The sequence below is a fragment of the Nocardiopsis exhalans genome (genome assembly GCF_024134545.1).
GTDB classification, from domain to species: Bacteria; Actinomycetota; Actinomycetes; order Streptosporangiales; family Streptosporangiaceae; genus Nocardiopsis; species Nocardiopsis exhalans.
The window spans coordinates 4,131,335-4,152,667 of record NZ_CP099837.1 but is presented as its reverse complement, the minus strand read 5'-3'; the positions used below and the strand labels follow the sequence as shown (position 1 = coordinate 4,152,667).

At 71.5% G+C, this 21,333-nt stretch carries 18 protein-coding genes; 10 read left to right on the top strand and 8 right to left on the bottom strand.

Annotated features, from left to right (window positions below; genetic code table 11):
* Positions 1–21: 21 nt before the first annotated feature.
* Complete coding sequence (locus NE857_RS18325; protein ID WP_254416884.1) at positions 22–2,634, top strand: M14 family zinc carboxypeptidase; 2,613 nt, start codon at positions 22–24, stop codon at positions 2,632–2,634.
* A gap of 130 nt (positions 2,635–2,764) precedes the next feature.
* On the opposite strand, the gene NE857_RS18320 is transcribed toward NE857_RS18325, so the two are convergent.
* Positions 2,765–3,526, bottom strand: coding sequence for an SDR family oxidoreductase (locus tag NE857_RS18320; RefSeq protein WP_254416883.1), 762 nt, complete (start codon positions 3,524–3,526; stop codon positions 2,765–2,767).
* Positions 3,527–3,702: 176 nt separating this feature from the next.
* Between NE857_RS18320 and NE857_RS18315 the strand changes: the two genes are divergently transcribed.
* From NE857_RS18315 to NE857_RS18305, 3 genes are all read left to right on the top strand, one after another.
* Positions 3,703–6,867, top strand: coding sequence for an ATP-binding protein (locus tag NE857_RS18315; protein WP_254416882.1), 3,165 nt, complete (start codon positions 3,703–3,705; stop codon positions 6,865–6,867).
* Between the two features lie 67 nt (positions 6,868–6,934).
* Positions 6,935–7,399, top strand: coding sequence for a GNAT family N-acetyltransferase (locus tag NE857_RS18310; RefSeq protein ID WP_254416881.1), 465 nt, complete (start codon positions 6,935–6,937; stop codon positions 7,397–7,399).
* A 546-nt stretch (positions 7,400–7,945) separates the two neighbouring features.
* Positions 7,946–8,680, top strand: a complete 735-nt coding sequence (locus NE857_RS18305; RefSeq protein WP_254416880.1) for a DUF4352 domain-containing protein — start codon at positions 7,946–7,948, stop codon at positions 8,678–8,680.
* Positions 8,681–8,760: 80 nt separating this feature from the next.
* Here the strand turns inward: NE857_RS18305 and NE857_RS18300 are convergent, their stop codons facing one another.
* The 7 genes from NE857_RS18300 to NE857_RS18270 form a co-directional block, all read right to left on the bottom strand.
* Positions 8,761–9,393, bottom strand: coding sequence for an MBL fold metallo-hydrolase (locus NE857_RS18300; RefSeq protein ID WP_254416879.1), 633 nt, complete (start codon positions 9,391–9,393; stop codon positions 8,761–8,763).
* Positions 9,390–10,475 carry an S-(hydroxymethyl)mycothiol dehydrogenase gene (locus NE857_RS18295; protein WP_254416878.1) on the bottom strand — a complete coding sequence of 362 codons (1,086 nt, stop codon included), beginning with the start codon at positions 10,473–10,475 and terminating at the stop codon, positions 9,390–9,392. Before NE857_RS18295 ends, NE857_RS18300 begins: the two co-directional genes overlap by 4 nt.
* 105 nt (positions 10,476–10,580) lie before the next feature.
* Positions 10,581–11,471: a LysR family transcriptional regulator gene (locus NE857_RS18290; RefSeq protein WP_254416877.1), complete on the bottom strand. Its 891-nt coding sequence runs from the start codon at positions 11,469–11,471 to the stop codon at positions 10,581–10,583.
* A gap of 93 nt (positions 11,472–11,564) precedes the next feature.
* Entirely contained in the window at positions 11,565–12,386 is an 822-nt protein-coding gene (locus NE857_RS18285; RefSeq protein ID WP_254416876.1) for an alpha/beta fold hydrolase, read from the bottom strand.
* Between the two features lie 156 nt (positions 12,387–12,542).
* A complete protein-coding gene (locus tag NE857_RS18280) occupies positions 12,543–13,076 on the bottom strand; it encodes a transposase (RefSeq protein WP_254416875.1) in 534 nt (177 codons plus the stop codon).
* A 23-nt stretch (positions 13,077–13,099) separates the two neighbouring features.
* Positions 13,100–13,606: an IS110 family transposase gene (locus tag NE857_RS18275; RefSeq protein ID WP_254416874.1), complete on the bottom strand. Its 507-nt coding sequence runs from the start codon at positions 13,604–13,606 to the stop codon at positions 13,100–13,102.
* Positions 13,607–14,304: 698 nt separating this feature from the next.
* On the bottom strand, positions 14,305–14,661 hold the full coding sequence (locus tag NE857_RS18270) for a DUF3817 domain-containing protein (protein ID WP_254416873.1): 357 nt from the start codon (positions 14,659–14,661) through the stop codon (positions 14,305–14,307).
* Between the two features lie 508 nt (positions 14,662–15,169).
* Between NE857_RS18270 and NE857_RS18265 the strand changes: the two genes are divergently transcribed.
* The 6 genes from NE857_RS18265 (at position 15,170) to NE857_RS18240 (ending at position 21,302) form a co-directional block, all read left to right on the top strand.
* Positions 15,170–15,955, top strand: coding sequence for an SDR family oxidoreductase (locus NE857_RS18265; protein ID WP_425572181.1), 786 nt, complete (start codon positions 15,170–15,172; stop codon positions 15,953–15,955).
* A gap of 224 nt (positions 15,956–16,179) precedes the next feature.
* The gene (locus tag NE857_RS18260; RefSeq protein WP_254416872.1) at positions 16,180–17,343 is read left to right on the top strand and encodes an isochorismate synthase; all 1,164 of its coding nucleotides are present in this window, start codon (positions 16,180–16,182) and stop codon (positions 17,341–17,343) included.
* A 2-nt stretch (positions 17,344–17,345) separates the two neighbouring features.
* Positions 17,346–19,034: a (2,3-dihydroxybenzoyl)adenylate synthase gene (locus NE857_RS18255; protein ID WP_254416871.1), complete on the top strand. Its 1,689-nt coding sequence runs from the start codon at positions 17,346–17,348 to the stop codon at positions 19,032–19,034.
* Entirely contained in the window at positions 19,034–19,693 is a 660-nt protein-coding gene (locus NE857_RS18250) for an isochorismatase family protein (protein ID WP_301184229.1), read from the top strand. The genes NE857_RS18255 and NE857_RS18250 overlap by 1 nt, the downstream gene beginning before the upstream one ends.
* A gap of 37 nt (positions 19,694–19,730) precedes the next feature.
* A complete protein-coding gene (locus NE857_RS18245) occupies positions 19,731–21,047 on the top strand; it encodes a lysine N(6)-hydroxylase/L-ornithine N(5)-oxygenase family protein (protein ID WP_254416869.1) in 1,317 nt (438 codons plus the stop codon).
* A 3-nt stretch (positions 21,048–21,050) separates the two neighbouring features.
* Entirely contained in the window at positions 21,051–21,302 is a 252-nt protein-coding gene (locus tag NE857_RS18240; RefSeq protein ID WP_254416868.1) for a phosphopantetheine-binding protein, read from the top strand.
* The last annotated feature ends 31 nt before the right edge of the window (positions 21,303–21,333 follow it).

The following is a 21,333-nucleotide window of genomic DNA, read 5'->3' as shown; positions in this document are numbered from 1 at the left end:
GACCACAGAGGAGCCTTCTTCGTGCCACAACCCCCTGAAACCCCGTCCCCCGTCACCACCAGCGCCCACCCCCGCACCCTGTCCCTGGCCGGTTCCGCGGCCGCCTTCGTCGCGGTCGGGCTGATCGCCTTCCCCGCGCCCGCCCTCGCCGAGCCGCGCGAGGACGCCAACGGAGCCGACCGCAACGAGATCGCCGCCGGCCCCGGGTCGCTGCCCGCCGGACCGGGGGCCGCCGACACGATGTCCGCTGCCCTGGACGCCGTCGGGATCGATCCGGGCGCCGCCTACCCCCGCCAGGCCGAGCTGCCAGAACCCCCTGAGGACCCCGACGACGCGTCGGTCAAACTCGACCTGATCCCCTACCACGGCATCGCACCCGCGCTCAACGAACTCCAGGAGACCTCCGACCGGGTCAGCGTGGAGGTCATCGGTGAGTCCCTCCAGGGCCGCGACCTGTACCTGGTCACCCTCACCGAACCCGAGACCCGCGCCGAGGCACGCCACCAGCAGCGCATGCGCGAGCTCATCGCCGAGAACCCCGAACGGGCCGCCCGCGACCGCACCCTGCCCGACCGGTACAAGACACCCGTCCACGTGAACGCCAACATCCACGGCAACGAATGGGAGGGCACCGACGCCTCCCTGCGGATCATCGAGGAGCTGGCCACCGCCGAGGACGAACAGACCCTGGACCTGCTGGGCACCTCGCGCCTGTACTTCACCGTCACCGCGAACCCGGACGGGCGGGTGGCGGGCACCCGCGCCAACAGCGCCGGGTTCGACCTCAACCGCGACTTCGTCACCGTCTCCCAGCCCGAGACCGCCGCGATCCGGCAGGTCATGCTGGACACCCAGCCGCTGGTCATGATCGACCAGCACGGGTACGTCAACGGCACCCTGATCGAGCCGGCCACCCCACCGCACGGTCAGAACTACGAGTACGACCTGTTCATCAAGAACACCTACGCCAACGGCCTCGCCATGGAGCAGGCCGTGCTCGACCTCGGCTACACGCCCGAAGACGACGGGGTGCGGCCGCCGCAGATCCCCTTCCGGGACTGGGAGGACGGCTGGGACGACTGGCCGCCGATCTTCACCCCGATGTACGCCCCCTACCAGGGCGCGGTCGCCGCGGCCACGATCGAGTTCCCGCTCCGGGTGAACAACGCCGACTACAACCTGCCCGAGGCGGAGCTGCACCGGCGCACCGCGATCAACACCGACATCTCCGCCGCCACCATCGAGGCCACCCTCGACTTCGCACGCGAGAACCGCGAGGAGCTGCTCGGCGACCAGATCGAGGTGTTCCGCCGCGGCGCCGCGGGCGAGGAACAGGTCGTCCCGCCCGAGGACTGGGTGCCCGGGTTCGGCCCCGAGGACGTCTACACCACCGACTTCCCGCGCGCCTACGTGATCCCGGTGGGGCAGGGACAGCGGTCCGCCCCGGCCGCCGCCCGCCTGGTGGACTTCCTCATCGCCAACGACGTGCGCGTGGAGCGGTCCCGGAACGCGTTCGAACTCGACGGCACCTCCTACCCCGCCGGGTCCTACCTGGTGGACATGCACCAGCCCAAGCGCGGCATGGCCAACGTCCTGCTGGAGGACGGCCGGGACATCACCGAGGACATCGAGGCGATGTACGACATCTCCGGGTGGAGCCACGGACGCCTGTGGGGTGCCACCGTGGAGTCCACCGAGTCCGCCCCGCCCGGGGCCACCGACCGTGTGGCCGAGGCCGCGCCCACCGGTGCGGTCGAGGGCGGCGGGGACTGGACGCTGCGCCTGGACGACGCCGCGGACGTGAGAGCCCTCAACGACCTGGTCGCAGCCGGGGCCGGGGCCACCTGGGCCGGATCCGGCACCGTGCGGGTCCCCGCAGAGGCCGCCGACGCCGTGGCCGAGGCCGCGGAGCAGCACGGCGCGGTCTTCCACCCCGCCGAAACCGGGACCGGGGCCGATGCCGCATTCGGACCTCCGGTGCCGGAGACGGTGAACGTGGCCGTGGCCGGAGCGGCCGACGAGGTGCACACCCTCGGTGAGTTGGGCTTCGACATCGAGACGGTGTCCACCGCCGTGCTCAATGACGGCTTCGACTGGTCCGGCACCGACGTGCTGTACGTGTCGAGCGGCCTGGTCTACTCCAACCTGACCGAGGAGGCCCGTACCGGTCTGGACGCCTTCCTCGAAGAGGGCGGAGTGGTCGCCCGAGGCACCACCGGAGCGAGGTTCAACCAGGAGGCCGGGCTGTTGGACGTGCGCCACCAGACCGGTCGTTCGGGCGCCAACGGTGTGGTCCTGGTGGAGGACGGCGCCGGAGAGCTCGCCGGGACCGGCGGCTACGGGTTCGTGTACTCGCCGGGCTGGTTCACCGACCTCGGTCCCGGGGTCGTGGCCGAGCAGACCTACGGCGCCGAGGGCCCGCTGCTGGCCGGGCACTGGCGGGCCGCCGCCGACGGCTCGGGCGGTCAGGACGCGGCGGCCGGGCAGGCTTCCGTGGTCAGCGGTGTGGCCGCCCCGGGCGCCTCAGTGGTGCTCTTCGGCACCGAACCGCTCTTCCGTAACCATCCGAAGGGGTCGTTCGGCCAGGTGGCCCAGGCGCTGTACTGGACCGCCGCACCGGCCGAAGCGCGGTAGTCCCGCTCCTGGGCCACACGGGTGACAACGCTGAAGACTGTTCCCTGAACGGTCAGGCGGCACTGGGGAACCACCTCGGATACTTCTTCCGGGGTGGTTCCCCTTCTCGTGCTCCTGGCCCGAACCCGAACTAACCGAACGGCTGGAGGGCGGGGCCGAGCCCGCCGTCCACGGGCAGCTCGGCGCCGGTGGTGAAGGTGGCATCGAACCCCAGGAACAGCACCGCCCGCGCTACCTCCGCCACCGTCCCGTGGCGGCCCATCGGGGTGGCCTGGTCACCGGCGGCCTCGATCGCGGCACGCTCCTGCGCCGAAGCCCCGGCGAACCCGCCCGAGCGGGTGCGCACGAACCCCGGGGCGACGCTGTTCACCCGGATTTTGCGCGGCATCAGCTCAGCGGCGAAGGTCCGGGCGAAGCCCGCCACCGCCGCCTTGGTCCCGGTGTACACGCTCAGCCCACCCGACCCGGTCGCGTTGGTGACCGACGTGGTGAACACGATCGACCCGCCCTCGGCGATCAGCGGTGCCAGCCGCTGGACGGTGAAGTACGCGCCCTTGGCGTTGATCCCGAACATCCACTCGTAGGTCTCCTCGGTGACCGCGGCGAACGGCTCCGCGGCGGCCACACCCACGTTCACGTGCAGGAAGTCGATCCCGCCCAGGGTCTCGCGCACCGCCTCGGCCAGTACGTCGGCGTCCTCGACCCGCGCGGCGTCCGCGCGCACCGCCTGCACCCGGGGCCCGAAACTGCCCCGCACCTCCTCCAGGTTCTTCTCGTTGTTACCGGTGAGCAGGACCTTCGCGCCACCGGCCAGGAGCTCCTCGACCACACCCAGACCCATACCGTGCGTTCCGCCGACCACCACAGCGCGCTTGCCCTCATAGGTACCCATGCCCGAATCCTCTTCCTGCTCTCCTCGGGGCGGTCCGGTGACCTCCCCGACTGGTCACCACGGTGCCGGGCACCGCCACGGGTTTCCCACGGCTCCGCTACGGGCCCGCCACGGATGCTCCTCGGACCTGAAACCGGCCCGGCAGGGAGCCGCCGCCGGGCCGCTACGGTGAAGGCATGCGATTCGGGGTACTCGGACCACTGTCGGTGACGACCGACCACGGCGATCCCGTCCCGATCCCCGACACCAAGGTCCGCGCCCTCCTGGTCCGCCTTCTCCTGGCCAGGGGCCGCCCCGTCCCCGTCGACCAGCTCGTCGACCACCTGTGGGGCGACACCCCGCCCAGCCGCCCCACCGCCGTCCTCCAGGCCCGGATCTCCCAGCTGCGCGGTGCCCTGGACGCCGCCGAACCCGGCGCCCGAGCCCTGGTCCGCCACCGCGCCCCCGGCTACCTGCTGGTGGCCGACCACCTCGACGCCGCGCACTTCGAGGCGCTCCTCAGCCGGGCCGCCCGGGCCACCGAACCCCGCACCCGCGCCGAACTTTTCACCCGTGCGCTGGACCTGTGGCGAGGACCGGTACTGGCGGAGTTCACCGACTCCGCGTCCGGGGCCGAGCAGGCCTGGACGGGCGAACCGACCCGCTGGACGCAGCTGCGCCTGACCGCCCTGGAGGACCTCGCCGAAACCCGCCTGGATCTGGGCGAACACAGCGCCCTGGCCGCCGAGCTCGCCGAACCGGTCGCCCGAAACCCCTACCGCGAACGCCTGCACGCCGCCTATTTCCGAGCCCTCCACGGGGCGGGACGCCACGCCGAAGCCCTGGCCGCCTACGCGCGCCTGCGGATCCGGCTGGCCGAGGAACTGGGCGCGGACCCCGGGCAGCAGCTTCTCGACCTGCACCGGGCCATGCTCGCCCGCGACCCCGCCCTGGACCCGGTGCCCGACCCGGTTCCGCCGCCCGGCCGCCTACCCGAACCCGTGGACACACTGGTCGGCCGCGACCGCGCCCTGAGGGACCTGGCCGCCATGCTCGCCGCACACCGGCTGGTCACTCTCACCGGACCGGGCGGGGTCGGCAAGACCCGCCTCGCCCTGGCCGCCGGGGCCGCACTCACCCACCGCACCGAAGCCGGGGACGGCGCCTGGCTGGTGGAGCTGGGCGGGCTGGCCCCCGACAGCGACCCCGTGCCCCGGCTGGCCGTCACCCTCGGTGTCCGGGACGGCCGAGCGGGCGAGGAAGCTGAGGAGCAGGCCCGCATCGTGGCGATGCTCAAAGGCCGCCGTGCCCTCCTCGTCCTGGACAACCACGAACACGTCGTCGCCCCGACCGCGGCCCTCGTCGCCCGCCTGCTGGGTGCCCTGCCCCACCTGCGCGTCCTGGCCACCGGCCGGGTCCCCCTCGACATCGCCGGTGAACACCTGTACGCGGTGCCCCCGCTCGACCTGCCCGAACCCGGCACCACCGACCCAGACGAACTCGCCGCATCGGGCGCGGTCCAGCTCTTCACCGCCCGGGCCCGCGCCGCTCGCGCCACCTTCGTCCTGGACACCGCGACCGCCCCGGCCGTGGCCACCGTCTGCCGCCGCCTGGACGGCATCCCCCTGGCCCTGGAACTGGCCGCCACCCGCCTGCGCCACCTGGGCGCGGACGAGATCGCCGCCCGACTGGACGACCGCTTCGCCCTGCTGGGCACCGGCCGCCGCGACGCCCCCGAACGCCAGCGCACCCTGCGCGCGGTGATCGACTGGAGCTGGGACCAGCTCACCCCGGCCGAACGGGCCGTGCTGTCCCGCCTGGCCGTCACCGCCGACGGCTGCGAACCCGACACCGCCGAGGCCGTCTGCTCCGGACCGGAAACGGGGGAGGAGACCGGGGCGACCACGGTGGAAGAACAGGTGCACGTGCCCGCGCACCAGGTCCTGGACCTGGTCGGCGCCCTGGCCGACCACTCCCTGGTCACCGTCGAGACCCACCCCTCCCACACCCGCTACCGGCTCCTGGAATCCGTGGCCGCCTACGCCCTGGAACACCTGGCCGTCTCCGGTGACCGGCCCCGTGTCCGTGCCCGGCACGCCCGCCACATCGCCGACCTCGCCACCCGGGCCGACAGCCGTCTGCGCGGCCCCGACCAGTACCGGTGGCTGGAACGCCTGGACCGGGAGAGCGCCAACCTCAACGCCGCCCTGGAGCACGCCACGAGCGTCGGCGACACCGAGCTGGCCCTGCGCCTGGCCGTCGCCCCCTGCTGGCACCGCTACCTGCGCGGGCGATCAGGATCGGCACGGGCCGCCCTGGACCGGGCCCTCGCCCTGCCCGGTACGGACCCCTCTGGCCGCGCCGAGGCCGCCCTGTGGCGTACCGCGCTCGCCGTACCCGCCACCGACGACGAACAGCACCGCCGCGCACACGCCCCCGAGCACCTGGACCGGGTCGACGACCCCGTCACGCGCGCCCGGCTCGCCTGGTTGATCGAACACCTGCGCTGGGGATTGGGCGACCAGGACAGCGCCGTCGACCGTGTGCGCTCCGCCCACGCGACGGCCGCCGCGGCTGGGGACCGCTGGGGCGCCGAGGTCTCCCGTGTCACCCTCGCCTACGCCGCACTGCGCCGAGGCGACATCGCCGAAGCCCTGGACACCGCCCGTCAGGCGGAACAGGCCCTGCGGGAGATCGGTGACGGGTGGGGCGCCCTCCAGGCCACCGACGCCCTCGCCCAGGCCCTGGAGTCCCTCGGCGACCTCGATGGGGTCGCCGACCACCACGAACGCGCCCTGCGCCTGGCCGAGGAGCTGCGACTGTGGGGCAACGCCACCCTGGCCCTGTCCGGCCTGGGCCGCGTGGCCCTGCTCCGCGGCGACCTGGACCGGGCCGACGTGCTGCACGCACGGGCCGCGGCCCTGGCGGCGGAGCAGTCCGACGCCGGGGCCGAACAGTTCGCCGATGCGGGCACCGTGCTGGCGGCCCGCCGCCGCGGCGACCTGGACCGCGCCGAGCGCCTGCTGCACCGCTGGATGGAGTGGAACCTGCGCGCGGGCAGTCACATCGGAACGGCGTTCCTGCGCACCCAGCTGGGTTACGTCGCCGAACAGCGCGGGGACGCCGCGACCGCTCTGGACCTGCACACCCTTGCCCGCGCCGACGCCGACGCCAGCGGGGATCCCCGCACGGTCGCCGCCGCGCTCGAAGGACTGGCCGGGGCACACGCCCTGGCCGGAGACGGCGCGGTCGCCGCCGATCTGCTCGCCGAAGCCACCCGGAACCGGGAGCGGATCGGGGCACCCCTGACCGCCCCGGAACGCTTCGATGTGGACCGGGCCCTCGCCCGGCTGGCCCGCTGAGGAGCGAGAGCCCGTACCGGACGAAAACCCGTGGCGTGTGCCCGGGCCGTGTCTTAGGGTTCCGCTCATGACAGACGCCCCCTCGCTCCGGCTGGTCGAGATCACCGACGACAACTTCGACGCGGCTGTCGGGGTCCAGGTCCGAGATGACCAGAACCGCTTCGTCGCCCCGGTCCTGCGCTCCCTGGCCCAGGCGTACACGAACCGCTCCACCGCCTGGCCCCGCCTGCTCATGGACGGCGACGAGGCGGTCGGCTTCATCATGGTCCAGTTCGCCCCCGATGAAGAGGACCCCGACTTCCAGGCCGAGGTCTGGCGGCTCAACATCTCCGAGAAACACCAGGGCAGGGAATACGGCCGGTTCGCGGTGGAGGGCGCGCTCGCCGAGGCGCGGCGCCGCGGCCTGTCCCGGGTCACGGTCTCCTGGGTTCCGGGCGAGGGCAGTCCGGAGGACTTCTACCTGGGGCTGGGCTTCCGCAAGACCGGACGGGTGAGCGACTCGGAGCTCATCGCAGAGATCTTCCTCGACTGATCGTCGTCTGATCTTCGCCCGGGGCCCATCACCTCCGGGTCGGGACTTTCCCGCACAGAGCCAGAACCGCGATCCCGGCCGGTCGTGTCGGAGCGGCCGGGAGTCGGCTCCCGGCCCGGGGCGCCGACGCCGTACCCGCACCATCGCTGACCGGCCGCGGCAGGGTCTGGCCGAAACAGGGCCGTTCCCGACGCCTGCTCGGAATCCTCGCCCAGCGCGCCCGCACGGACTTCTCCGCACTGGTACTCAGACTCATGGCCGCTTGATCCGACCGGTGGCCGACAACGGACAGTCAATCCGGGTGTGGACTGAGCTTTACCCGCTGGCGCAAGTTTCTCAGATGTCCGCTTTCGGCCATTTCTTGATTTGTGTTCGGGGAACTCCTGAAAGGTTGCCAGAATGTCTGATTCTGTTGATTGATTTCTGGGTCCGCCGATGCTTGAAGGGGAAATAATGGCCTTTTCTTTTCCTCTTTTGTCGGGTTTGTGTCTGACTCTGGAAGTAGGGGGTGAGCTTCCCTCGGGTGTGGTTTCGGAAAGGTGCGCCATGAGCAGCGGTATGCAGGACGGGCCGGGACAGTACGGCCCCTACCAGGGCGGGCAGCCCCCGGGCGGCCCCCAGCAGCCCCCGTACGGGCCCCAGCAGTTCCAGCAGTCCCCTTACGGCCAGCAGCAGTACGTTCCACCGCAGTACGGGCCGCCGCCCCAGGCGGTCGCTCCCCAAAAGCGCAGGAAGTGGCCGTGGGTCCTGCTGGCGGTCTTCGTGCTCATCGTGGGAATGATCGTGGCCAACAACGGGGGCGGGCAGGAGGCAGAAACCACTTCGGCGTCTGAGGAGAATGCGACCGGAGCGGAAACCGAGGAGGCCGCCGAGGAAGAGCCCGCCGAGGAGAGCGGAGACTTCGCCATGGGCGAGGCCGCCCAGCTGGGCGACTGGATGGTCACCGTGAACGGTACGGAGACCGCTGCCAGCTACGGCGAGGAGTTCTTCGAGGAGCAGGCACAGGGGGAGTTCGTCATCGTCGACATGACGGTGGAGAACGGTGGCAGCGAGTCCACCACCTTCGACGACTCCGCGCTCTCGCTGATCGACTCCGACGGCAACAGCCACGCCGCGAGCACCCTCCTGGGAGCTGACACGTTCTTCCTGCAGCAGATCAACCCCGGCAACCAGGCCTCCGGTGAAGCCCTGTTCGATGTGCCCGAGGGCACCGAACCGGTGGCCCTGGAGGTGGAGGACACCTGGAGCTTCGACGAACCGATCCGAATCCAGCTCAACTGACCCCGAGGAAAAGGGAACGGGGCGGGGCCTGCGCAGGCCCCGCCCCTCCTGTGCACCGCGCTGCCGGAGCTCCGGCCCGGCTACTGCCCCCGGTCCAGCCACTCCTGCAGGTGCGGGGCCTCCGCACCGATGGTCGTGGAGTCACCGTGACCGGTGTTGACCACCGTCTCCTCCGGCAGTGATAGCAGCCTGCGGCGGATCGACTCCACGATGGTCGGGAAGTCCGAGTAGGACCGCCCGGTCGCGCCCGGGCCGCCCTGGAACAGGGTGTCGCCGCTGAACAGCACACCCAGCTCCGGCGCGTACAGGCAGACCGCGCCCGGAGCGTGCCCCGGGGTGTGCAGCACCGTCAGTTCCGTACCGGCGACCTTCAGGGACTGGCCGTCGGCCAGCTCACCGTCCGGGGCCCGGTCCGGGTGGGTCATGTCCCACAGCACCCGGTCCTCGGGGTGTAGCAGGATCGGCGCACCGGTCGCCTCGGCCACCGCCGGGGCGGCGTTGACGTGGTCGTTGTGCCCGTGCGTGCACAGCACCGCCACCACCCGGCGCCCGTCCACCGCCTCGACGATCGCGGCGGGGTCGTGCGGGGCGTCGATCACCACGACCTCGTCGTCGTCACCCACCAGCCAGACGTTGTTGTCCACCTCCCAGGAACCGCCGTCCAGGGTGAAGACCCCGGACGTGGTCAGGTGTTCCACACGCGTGTCACTCACAGCCGCACCACCGATCGCAGTACCTCGCCCCGCTCCATCCGAGCGAAGGCCTCTTCGATGTCACCGAGCCCGATCTCCTCGGAGACGAAACCGTCCAGGTCCAGCCTGCCCTGGGTGTAGAGGTCGATGAGCATGGGGAAGTCGCGCGAGGGCAGGCAGTCGCCGTACCAGCTCGACTTCAGCGCCCCGCCCCGGCCGAACACGTCCAGCAGCGGCAGCTCCAACCGCATCTGAGGGGTGGGCACGCCCACCAGCACCACGGTCCCCGCCAGGTCACGGGCGTAGAACGCCTGCTCATACGTTTTCGGCAGACCGACGGCGTCGATCACCACGTCCGCGCCGAACCCGTCGGTGAGTTCGCGGATCGCCTCGACCGGGTCGGTTTGGGAGGCGTTGACCGTGTGGGTGGCGCCGAACCCGCGCGCCCACTCCAGCTTGCGGTCCTCCAGGTCCACGGCGATGATCTTGCCCGCCTCGGCCAGACGGGCCCCGGCCACGGCCGCGCTGCCCACCCCGCCGCAGCCGATCACCGCCACGGAGTCACCGCGGCCCACCCCGCCGGTGTTGATGGCGGCGCCGATCCCGGCCATGATCCCGCAGCCGAGCAGCCCCGCGGCGGCGGCCGAAGCGGTCGGGTCTACCTTGGTGCACTGGCCTGCGGCGACCAGGGTCTTCTCGGCGAACGCGCCGATGCCCAGGGCGGGGGAGAGCTCGGTGCCGTCCTCCAGGGTCATGCTCTGCTCAGCGTTGTGCGTGTCGAAGCAGTACTGGGGCCGCCCCCGCCGGCAGGCGCGGCACTGGCCGCACACCGCCCGCCAGTTCAGGATCACGTAGTCCCCGGGTTCGACCTCGGTGACCCCGGCGCCGACGGACTCCACCACGCCCGCGGCCTCGTGGCCGAGCAGGAAGGGGTACTCGTCGTTGATCCCGCCCTCGCGGTAGTGCAGGTCGGTGTGGCAGACCCCGCACGCCTGGACTTGGACGACCGCTTCCCCCGGACCGGGATCGGGGACGACGATGGTGGTCAGCTCGACCGGGGCGCCCTTCGCGCGTGAGATCACACCCTGGACCGTTTGAGACATGAGAGCACTTCCTGAACCTCGTGGCCGGCGGCACCGGAGGGCACCGTCTCCGTTCACCCTGCCCCACCCTCCGCGCACGTGTCCAACATGTGGAACGTTTGGGATTCAGTAGCGGGAGTCATCAATCGGATGGCTCTCTCCGAGCAGCTTCACGAAGGCCCGCGTGGCGGCGGACGGACGCGCGGCCCCGGGCAGGGCCAGGGCCACCCGCCACCGCGTCGGCCCCGGAACCGCGACGCTTCTGAGTCCCTCCGCCTGGGGCTTTCGGGTCACCGGCCGGGGGACCACCGCCACTCCCATGCCGCGACGTACCAGGTCCAGCAGCGTGTACACGTCGTTGACCTGGAGGGCGACGCGCCGGGCGATCCCGAAGTCCGCGAACGCCCGGTCCGCGCAGTCGCGGGCGCCCCACCCCGGATGCAGGTCGACGTATTCCTCCTCGCCCAGGGCCGAGGGGATCGCCCCCTCGGGCACGAGGCGGTCGGCGGCGGTCAGCAGCATGAGCGGCTCCTCGGTGATCCGCAGCAGCCGCACGTCCCCGCCCGCGTCGAGAGGGCCGGCCACCAGCGCGGCGTCGATCCTGCCCGTGCCCACGAGTTCGAGCAGTTGCCCGGTGGCGGCCTGCTGGAGGTTGATCGCCACGTTGGGGTGGCGCTCCCGGTACTCGTGCAGCAGGGGTGCGGCCTCCACCACGCCCATACACTGCTCGGTGCCCAGGGACAGGGCACCGCGTACCCGGTGGTCGTCGGTGACCAGTTCCCGCAGGCGCTCGGTCGCGGCCAGGATGCGCTGGGCCTCGGCCAGGAGCACGTGCCCGGTGGGGGTCGGATAGACCCGGCGGGTGGTGCGCAGCAGCAGTTGCGCGTCCAGGTCGCGTTCCAGGGCGCGGATCGACGCGGACAGGCCGGACTGGGTGATGCCGAGGTATTCAGCGGCCCGGGTGAAGTGCTCCTCCTCGCAGACCGCCACGAAATGCCTCAGATGTCGTAGCTCCACGTCGCGCAGCCTAGCCGTACGGGTGCGCCCGGGTGTGCGCCCGTGCGGGCCCGTAGCCGTCGGACCCCCTTCGCTCCGGGCCCGGAGCCCGGCCTATTCCCTGAGGAAGTCCGTCAGGGCCGCGGTCAGCTGCGCGGGGGCGTCCAGCTGGACGAGGTGACCCGCTCCCTCGATCGGACCGGTGATCAGCCCGGGGATCATCGCGGCCAACTCACGGGTGCGCTCCGGCGGGATCCACGAGTCCCGCTCCCCCCAGGCCAGCAGCACCGGTAGCTCCAGACTCGGGTACAGGCTCTGTATCTCGTCGGTGTGCGCCTGGTCGGCCTGCTCGATCTGCCGGTAGAACGCCGCCTGCCCCTCCGCCCCGGTCCACGGCTCCACCAACCGGTCCAGGACCTCCGGCCCCAGCCCCGTTGCGCTGGCCGAACTCACGTACTCGGCCACCAGGGCCCGGTGCAGCGCGGGAGGCAGCTGCTCGAAGACCTCGGTGTGCTCGCCCACCAGCCGGAAGAACGGCGAACCCCACGGGGCCAGCGCCACCGGGGAGACCAGTGCCAACCGGGAGTAGACGGCCCGGTGCAGCAGGTGCGCGCGCAGCGCCACCGCCCCGCCGAAGTCATGCGCGACAATCCTCGGGCTCTCCAAGCCCCAGTGCCTGAGCAGCTCGGCGAACACCTTCCCCTGCACGGCCAGGGACACCCGCTGCCCCGAACGCATCTCCGAGGTCCCGTAGCCGGGCATGTCCCAGAAGTACACCCGGTACCGGGGCGCCAGTGCGGCGGCCACGTCCCGCCACAAGTACGACGAGAACGGGGTGCCGTGCAGCAGAACCACGGGCTCTCCGGAGCCGACGGCGCCCCAGCGCACCGCCCCGGCACTCGACGCGAACACCTCGGTCGGTCCCTGCACGCCCATGTCCGTCCCCTTCGTCTCCGCCCCGCGGCCCCCCTTCGAGGCCGGGGCCGAGGCGATTTTAGCCGCGGGGTCCGACAGAGCCCGGACATCCCACGAGTTTGTTGACCATGGGGCACAGTCAGTTTCCGCCCTTCCCCCCTCCGTGACGCTTCTATGTCAAGTGGCGGGCTGAAGAGAGACCTCAGCCCGCCCTCTCACCACTTGATCAGCGACCATCGCCCGATACACCACATCCGCCAAATGCCGCTTCAAAGCCCGATACGCACCCTTGGTGCCCTTGGCCTCCTCCCGGGAACGCACGAACTCCCGAGCCGGCTCACCCAACCGGACCTGAACCACCCCGATCGAGTGCAACGCCCGGTTCACCTGCCGGTTCCCACCCCGGTGCAACCGATGCCGATCCCGCCCCGAGGAAAACACCGGAATCGGCGCGCTCCCCGCCCACCGCGCCATCTTCGCCGAGGTCGCAAACCGCGACACATCCCCCACCTGCGAGAGCAACACCGCAGCCCAGACCACACCCACACCACGAATCCCCAACAAGTTCGGCGCCAACGGCTCCACCAGCTCCTTGAGACGCCGCTCCACCTCAACAACACGCACGAACAGGGTGTGGATCTCCTCCAGCTGCTCCAGCAGCACCCACCGCGCCACCTCGTCCAGCTCGGCCCCCTCCACCAGAGCACGCACCCGACCCACCTTGGCCCGGGTTTTCAACGCCCCTTGCCCAGGCGGTGGTCCAACTCGATGTGCACCGCCGCCAGCACCCGGTTGGTCAGGGCCACACGCTGATCGGTCAGATTCTGGCGCAGGCCCACCAGCGCACGCACCTGCCGCACCTGCGGGTCGATCCGGTGGCGGGCCAGGTCAGGGGTGGCCAGGGCCGCACGCGCGATGGCCACCGCGTCGATCACGTCGGACTTGGCGCCCACCGGCCCGCTCAGCTTGCGGTGGGCGGCCATGGCGCGCGGCGGCACCCACACCACTTCCTGGCCCGCTCCCAGCAGGGCGTCAGCGATGGCCCGGCCCAGCCCGGGGCCGCCCTCGATGGCCCACAGCACCGGGCCGTTTCCGGCCAGGGCGCGGATCCAGGTCAAGAGCTGGCCCAGGGCCTCGGGGCCCGTCTGGACCTTCTTGGCCCTGCCCAGGCGGGTGCCGTCCTGGGCCAGCGCGACGGCTTGGTGCATGTCCTTGTGCGGGTCGATACCCACTGTCACCATGGTGGTGTCCTGCTTCCTCTTGGTCAGGAACGGGACGACTACCAGGGCCCTGGCCCGGGGGACAGATCTACTGTGAGTTATCGGCTGCACAGGCTTCTATAAGGTCACTCCCGCGGCCAGGGCCTTGGCCTGCGAGCGCTGGTGGACAGGTCACGACAAGGTCCACGTGGGACAGATCTTGCTTGAGTCACCCCAGCCCCGCTGTCGGGCGGCTCCCGTCGAAACCCTCCCGACACCCACCATGGTGGACCAGTAGATCTTGCTACCAGAAGCGAAATCGGCGCCGAAATTGCTTCTGGTAGCAAGATCACGGAGGGGAAGGGGATTTGGGGGTAACGGGAGTGTGCTGGGAACGGTTTTTGGGGTATCCCTTATTGTGCGCTTTCCGGGCTGGCTCCACTACTGGAACTGCTGGAGCTGCTGTGTCTGCTGGGACTGCTGGGTCTGCCGGAGCTGGCGGAGTCGCCGGAGCTGGCGGGTTCGGGGGCTGCCCATCGAAGGTGAGGGATTGTCGGCGCGGTGTGCGGGAGAACCCTTCGACCTGGGTCTTGATTCCTTCTTTCGGGTGCCCGAGGGTGGTCTCCCGGGCGTCGCTGGACGAGATCTCAGCGCGTTTTCCCACCGAATGCGGAACGGGCCGCGGATGTTGCCGGGGCCCGTTCCGCATTCGGTTTCACCAAAGTTTTTCGGAGGCCTTCTCAGGAGACCTTCTCGGCCTGCCCGACACTCGTGCTCCCGGGTTCCCGGGGCGGGGTCAGGCGGCCGGTCCGGTGCAGCCACCAGTCAGCGGGCAGGGTGCCCAGGGGAGGGATGGACGCGGCCAGCGCCACCAGTGTCGGCCACACGCCCCAGCGCAGCTGGTAGGCGGCGGCCAGGGCCACCAGTACGTACACGATGAAGGCTCCGCCGTGCAGCGGGCCGAAGATCTGCACGCCCAGCTCACTGCCGTTGCCGAGGTACTTGAAGTACATGCCGACAAGGAGCCCGGCCCAGGTGAAGGCCTCGAAGACGGCCACCACTCGGAAGGTTCGGGCGGTCAGGGTCGTGATGCTCAACGCGGTTCCTCGTGCTCGTCATCGCGGTCGGGGAGGGTCCCGGGGGTCGTTCCGCGGGCCGCATCCAGGCTAGACGCACTTTCTGGCGTGCTGACTTCGGGTCCCGACTGGCTCGGCGGGGTGCGGCTCCCGTCGGTGTCGGATACCGCGTATGCCCGGCCCGGGTGTACGTGGAGGTGACAACCGCCTCACCCCGAACAGGTTTCGAGTCTGTTCTTCATGGGTGTCGGTGTGGTTTCCGGTGGTGGTGAGACTGGTGCTTCCGTTCTCATGAATCGGTGCTGAACTGGACAAATGCCGTCGCTCTGTGTGCTGTTCGACTGGCCGCGAGTGAGGTGCGGTCCGGCCTCGATTTCAGTCCATGTGACCCAGGTCTCCCTCTGGCTCCGGTTGACATCCCGCCGTGACCCGCCGGAGACTTGCCGCGGACTTCTTAGGTAAGGATTGCCTAATTAAGGCAAGCTTTGCCTTACTTTTTGCAGCTCAGTACGGCTAGGGGGAACCACAGATGAGGCGGGAGAAGCGGTTGAACGGGATCGACGGTGCCGTCGCCGTGGTCACCGGAGCGGCCAGCGGTGTCGGCCGCGCGGTCGTCACCGACCTCGCCGAGCACGGGGCCCTGATCGCCGCCGTCGACATCGACCCCGACGGGCTCGCCGAGACCGTCCGCGCTCTGGAGGACAACGGACACAAAGCCCGCGCCTTCACCACGGACGTCACCGACACCGCCGCGGTCGAAACGCTCTTCGACCAGGTCGAGGTGCTCCTCGGGCCGGTCGCCGTCGTGGTCAGCGCCGCCGGGGCCCTCGCCACCGGTCCCGTCGTCGACTGTGCCGACCGGGACTGGCACCGGATGATCGCGGTCAACGCCACCGGAGTCTTCGCCGTCGGCCGTGCGGCCGCCCGCCGTATGGGACCCCGCGGCCGCGGCACCCTGGTCACCGTCGCCTCCAACGCCGCGGGCGTGCCCCGATCCGGCATGGCCGCCTACGCCGCCTCCAAGGCCGCCGCCGTCGCCCTCACCAAGTCCCTCGGCCTCGAACTGGCACCCCTGGGCGTTCGCTGCAACGTCGTCTCGCCCGGCTCCACCGACACCCCGATGCTCCGCACCATGACCGCCAACCCCCAAACCCTGGTCGCGGGCGACCCCGCACACTTCAAGGTCGGCATCCCCCTGGGCAGACTCGGCCAGCCCGAGGACGTGGCCGCGGCCGTGCGCTTCCTCGCCTCCGACGCCGCCCGCCACATCACCATGCACGAGCTCTACGTGGACGGCGGCGCCACCCTGCGCTGACCCCATCGCCCCCACACGCCCACACCACCGACGCTTGCACCCGCCCAGCAACCCGTGACGCCCGGTTCCCAGCCCCACCCGGCTTCGGTTCCGCCCCGCTCCGCGGCCCCACACACCGCCTCGACCTCCACTCCCCGTACACCTCCACCACCGCAGTCGCCCCCCTGCCCGGCGGTTCCCACCCGGCCGCCCTCCCACGTGCCTGACACAGAAAGGCCACACCCATGCCCGAACAGCGCACCGCCGCCCCCGCGGCCACGGCGGGCGAACTCCTGGCGGAGTACCGGCCAGGGGACTCGTTCTTCTCCACCGCCACGCGAGCCCTCCACGGGACGGGGGCCCTGACCACCCTGGACCGGCTCGACGCCATCCCCGCCGCCCTCGCCGAGGCGGGCGACGGAGCGCTCGCCATGGGCGCCGTCCCCTTCGATCCGGCCCAACCCGCCCACCTGGTCGTCCCCGAGACGGTTCGTCGGTCGCCCTCCCCGGTCAGGGCCGCCAGGAGCGAGCACAGGTGGAGCCCGCTCGGCGGACAGTGGACGCTCACCCCCGTCCCCGCGCCCGACGCGCACGTCGCCGCCGTCGAACGCGCGGTCAAACTCATGGCCGAGGACACCGAGCTGCGCAAGGTCGTCCTCGCCCGCTGCCTCAAGGTGGAGAGCGACCAGGACGTGGACGTGGCCACCGTCCTGGCCAACCTGCTCTGGCGCGACCCCACCGCCTTCGTCTTCGCCGCCGATTTGCCCGAACGCGGCTCCGGCACCCGCTCGCTGCTCGGCGCCAGCCCCGAACTCCTCATCGCCAAGCGCGGCCGCCACGTGCTCTCCAACCCCCTGGCCGGGTCCGCGCCGCGCAGCGCCGACCCCACCAAGGACCAGCGCCGCGCCGTCGGCCTGCTCACCTCCGCCAAGGACCGCCACGAACACTCCGTGGTGGTGGAGGCGGTCACCGAGGCGTTGCGCCCGCACTGCCGCAGCCTCTCCGTCCCCGCTGAACCCGAGCTGATCAAGACCGCCACCATGTGGCACCTGTCCACCCGGGTGACCGGCGAACTCACCGACCCCGACGTGCCCGCCCACCGGCTCGCCGCTGACCTGCACCCCACCCCCGCTGTGTGCGGCACACCCACCGGGCGGGCCTTCGACACCATCGGCGGCCTCGAACCCTTCGACCGCGGCTTCTACACCGGGGCCGTCGGCTACACCGACGCCGCCGGGGACGGTGAGTGGGTGGTCACCATCCGCTGCGCCGACGTCGCCGGACGCGCCCTGGAGCTGTACGCGGGCGGCGGGGTCATGCCCGAGTCCGACCCCGACTCCGAACTCGCCGAGACCTCGGCCAAGCTGCGCACCCTCCTGCTCGCCCTCGGCGTGGACGGGGCCGCCTGACCATGACCTCCCACCCGCGCGGCGACGCGAACCCCGCCCCGAACCCCCGGACGATCTCCGAGGGCGACTGGACCCCCTGGCCCGAGGACTTCGCCGACACCTACCGCGAGGCCGGGTACTGGACCGGCGAGACCTTCCCCGACTTCCTGCGCGAGCGCGCCACCCGCTTCGCCGGGAACACCGCCGTCGTGGACGGCGCCACCCGCTGGACCTACGCCGAACTCGACCGGCGGGCCGACTCCCTGGCCACCGGCCTGGCCCGGCTGGGCGTGGCCGAGGGCGACCGGGTCGTGGTGCACCTGCCCAACACCGCGGCGCTGTTCGAGGTGGTCTTCGCGCTGTTCCGGCTGGGCGCCCTGCCGGTCTACTCGCTGCCCGCCCACCGTCGCAGCGAACTCCTGCACCTGGCCGCCACCGCCGAGGCGGTCGCCCTGGTCACCTCCGACGTCCACGCCGGGTTCGACTGCCGCCCGATGGCCGCCGAGGTGCGCGCCCAGGTCTTCGGCCTCCAACACGTGGTCGTGGCCGGAGACCCCGGAGAGCCCTCCGACGGCCTGACCGCCCTGGCCGAGCTGCGCGCCGAACCGGACCCGGCCGTCCTGGCCGCCCCCGACCCCGGCGCCGTGGCGTTCTTCCAGCTCTCCGGCGGCACCACCGGCCTGCCCAAACTCATCCCCAGGACCCACGACGACTACCTGTACTCGGTGCGGGCCAGCGCCGACATCTGCGGACTGGACACCGACACCGTCTACCTGGGCGTCCTACCGGTCACCCACAACTTCCCGATGAGTTCGCCCGGGTTCCTCGGCGTGCTGCACGCTGGCGGCACGGTCGTCCTGGCCCCGGACCCCAGCCCGGCCACCGCCCTGGCGCTGGTCGAGAGCGAGCGCGTCACCGTCACCGCCGTGGTCCCGCCGGTGGCCATGCTCTGGCTGGACGCCGTAGAGCACGGATCCCAGGCCGCCCGGGACCTGTCGTCCCTGCGCATGCTCCAGGTCGGCGGCGCCACCTTCCCCGAGGAGGCGGCCCGCCGGGTCACCCCGGTCCTGGGCTGCACCCTCCAGCAGGTCTTCGGCATGGCCGAGGGGCTGGTCAACTACACCCGCGACGGCGATCCCGCCGAGGTGGTCACCGCCACCCAGGGCCGCCCGATCAGCGACCACGACGAGATCCTCATCGTCGACGACCAGGACCGCCCGGTCCCCGAAGGCGAACCCGGCCACCTGCTGACCCGCGGGCCCTACACGATCCGCGGCTACTACAGGGCGCCCGAACACAACGCCACCGCCTTCACCGCCGACGGCTTCTACCGCACCGGCGACATCGTGCGCCGCCACCCCGGCGGCAACCTCGTGGTCTCCGGGCGGGCCAAGGACCAGATCAACCGCGGCGGGGAGAAGATCGGCGCCGAAGAGGTCGAGAACCACATCCTCGCCCACCCGGCCGTACACGACGCCTCCGTCGTCGCCGTCCCGGACGCCTACCTGGGTGAGCGCACCCACGCCCACGTCATCGCCCGCGGCCAGGCACCCACCCGCGGCGAACTCCTCGCCTTCCTGCGCGAGCGCGGACTCGCCGCCTACAAGATCCCCGACCGCGTCAGCTTCGTGGACTCCTTCCCGGCCACCGCCGTCGGCAAGACCTCCAAGCGCGAGCTGCGCGGCGCCACCGACCCGTCCGGAGACCAGTGATGGCCCTGCCCACCATCGACCCCTACCCGCTGCCCACCGCCGAGGAGCTGCCCGAGAACCGGGCGAACTGGACCGCGGACGCCGACCGGGCGGTGCTGCTCGTCCACGACATGCAGCGCTACTTCCTGCGCCCCTACACCGAGGGCGCCCAGCCGGTGACCGCCGTGACCGCCAACATCGCCGCCCTGCGAAGCGCATGCCACGCCGCGGGGGTCCCGGTCGTGTACACGGCCAAGCCCGGTGACATGACCCCGCAGCAGCGGGGCCTGGAACGCGACTTCTGGGGCGGCGGCATGAAGGCCGTCGCCGAGCACACCGGCATCACCGACGCCCTGGCCCCCGAGGGCGAGGACGTGCTGCTCACCAAGTGGCGCTACAGCGCCTTCGCCCAGACCGACCTGGCCGAACGCATGGCCGCCCAGGGCCGCGACCAGATCATCGTCACCGGTGTGTACGCGCACGTCGGCTGTCAGCTCACGGCGGCCGACGCGTTCATGCGCGACATCCAGCCCTTCCTGGTCGCTGACGCCGTCGCGGACTTCAGCGCCGAGCACCACCGCTCCGCCCTGGTCTACGCCGCCGGGCGCTGCGCCTCCGTGATCACCGCCGACCAGGCCCTGACCGCCCTGCGGGAGGCCCCCGCCCGCGCCGGGGCCTGAGGTGACCGTGAACGACCACCAGCGAGAAGGAACAACCGTGGCCTCCACTGACCACCCGCCCCTCGTCCACGACCTGGTCGGGGTGGGTTTCGGCCCCTCCAACCTGGGGCTGGCCATCGCTTTGGCCGAACGCCGCGACCAGGGCCAGGAACCCCCGCTGTCCGCCGTCTTCCTGGAGAAGCAGCGAACCTTCGGCTGGCACCGGGGCATGCTCATCGACGACGCCACCATGCAGGTCTCCTTCCTCAAGGACCTGGTCACCACCCGCAACCCGGCCAGCGACTTCAGCTTCCTGTCGTTCCTGCACCACGTGGGGCGGCTGCACGACTTCATCAACCACAAGACCCTGTTCCCGCTGCGCCAGGAGTTCCACGACTACCTGTCCTGGTGCGCCGGGCGCGTCGCCGACCAGGTGCGCTACGGCCACGAGGTCGTCGGGGTCCACCCGGTGTACACGGGTGAGCGCGTCACCCATCTGGACGTGGTCGCCGAGAACGTCGCGGGGGAGCGGGTCGTGCTGCGCGCCCGCAACGCGGTCTTCGGCCCCGGGCTGCGCCCGCGCATGCCCGAGGGTGTGGAGCAGTCCGCCCGGGTGTGGCACAACGAGTACCTGCTCACCCGGCTGGGCGAGCTCCCCCCCAAGGCCGACCCGCGCTCCTTCGTGGTCGTGGGGGCGGGGCAGAGCGCGGCGGAGGTGGCCGACCACCTGCACCAGCGCTTCCCGCGCGCCCGGATCCACGCGGTGCTGTCCCGGTACGGCTACAGCCCTTCCGACGACAGCCCCTTCGCCAACCGCATCTTCGACCCCGAGGCGGTGGACGCTTTCCACACGGCACCGCAGGAGGTCAAGGACCAGCTCACCGGCTACCACCGCAACACCAACTACTCGGTGGTGGACCCGGATCTGATCGGTGAGCTCTACCGGCGCCACTACGCCGAGAAGGTCCACGGTGACCAGCGCCTGCACCTGCACAACACCTCGCGGGTGGCCGGGCTCAGCGAGAGCGCCGAGGGTGTGGCGGTGGTCGTGGAGGACCTGGTCACCGGTAAGCAGACCCCGGTCCCCGCCAACTACGTGGTGTTCGCGACCGGCTATCACCCGGCCGACGCCCGTCCGCTGCTGGGCGACCTGGCCGACCGGGTGGTCACCACCCCCGAGGGGCGCCCGGTCGTGGAACGCGACTATCGGGTGGTCACCGACGACACCCTGACCTGCGGTCTGTACCTGCAGGGCGGCACCGAGCACAGCCACGGGGTGTCGGCCTCCCTGCTGTCCAACATCGCGACCCGCGTCGCGGAGATCATCGACTCCGTCGCCACCCGCGCCGGAGCCCCCGCCGAAGAGAGGGCCTGACCCGTGACCCAGGAGACCGACAGCACGACCGGCACGGAGTTCACGGTGGAGCGCGTGCTCGCCGAGGCCGCGCACATCCTCGCTGAACCGGCCGAGGACATCGATCCCGCCGAGAACCTCTTCGACCGGGGCATGGACTCGGTCCGGATGATGAGCCTCATGGAGCGGTGGCGGGCCGCCGGGGCCGAGGTCGAGTTCGCCGACCTCGCCGAAGAGCCCACCATCCAGGCCTGGGTCACCCTCCTCAACCGCTGATCCGGTCACCCCTCGCCCTCCCCTGCGTCTT

Excerpts from the sequence above, each read along its gene's own strand:
- NE857_RS18315 (WP_254416882.1), top strand. The coding sequence starts at position 3,703 with ATGCGATTCGGGGTACTCGGACCACTGTCGGTGACGACCGACCACGGC.
- NE857_RS18310 (WP_254416881.1), top strand. The coding sequence starts at position 6,935 with ATGACAGACGCCCCCTCGCTCCGGCTGGTCGAGATCACCGACGACAAC.
- NE857_RS18250 (WP_301184229.1), top strand. The coding sequence starts at position 19,034 with ATGGCCCTGCCCACCATCGACCCCTACCCGCTGCCCACCGCCGAGGAG.
- NE857_RS18265 (WP_425572181.1), top strand. The coding sequence starts at position 15,170 with ATGAGGCGGGAGAAGCGGTTGAACGGGATCGACGGTGCCGTCGCCGTG.
- NE857_RS18275 (WP_254416874.1), bottom strand. The coding sequence starts at position 13,606 with ATGGTGACAGTGGGTATCGACCCGCACAAGGACATGCACCAAGCCGTC.
- NE857_RS18295 (WP_254416878.1), bottom strand. The coding sequence starts at position 10,475 with ATGTCTCAAACGGTCCAGGGTGTGATCTCACGCGCGAAGGGCGCCCCG.
- NE857_RS18255 (WP_254416871.1), top strand. The coding sequence starts at position 17,346 with ATGACCTCCCACCCGCGCGGCGACGCGAACCCCGCCCCGAACCCCCGG.
- NE857_RS18285 (WP_254416876.1), bottom strand. The coding sequence starts at position 12,386 with ATGGGCGTGCAGGGACCGACCGAGGTGTTCGCGTCGAGTGCCGGGGCG.
- NE857_RS18260 (WP_254416872.1), top strand. The coding sequence starts at position 16,180 with ATGCCCGAACAGCGCACCGCCGCCCCCGCGGCCACGGCGGGCGAACTC.
- NE857_RS18305 (WP_254416880.1), top strand. The coding sequence starts at position 7,946 with ATGAGCAGCGGTATGCAGGACGGGCCGGGACAGTACGGCCCCTACCAG.
- NE857_RS18320 (WP_254416883.1), bottom strand. The coding sequence starts at position 3,526 with ATGGGTACCTATGAGGGCAAGCGCGCTGTGGTGGTCGGCGGAACGCAC.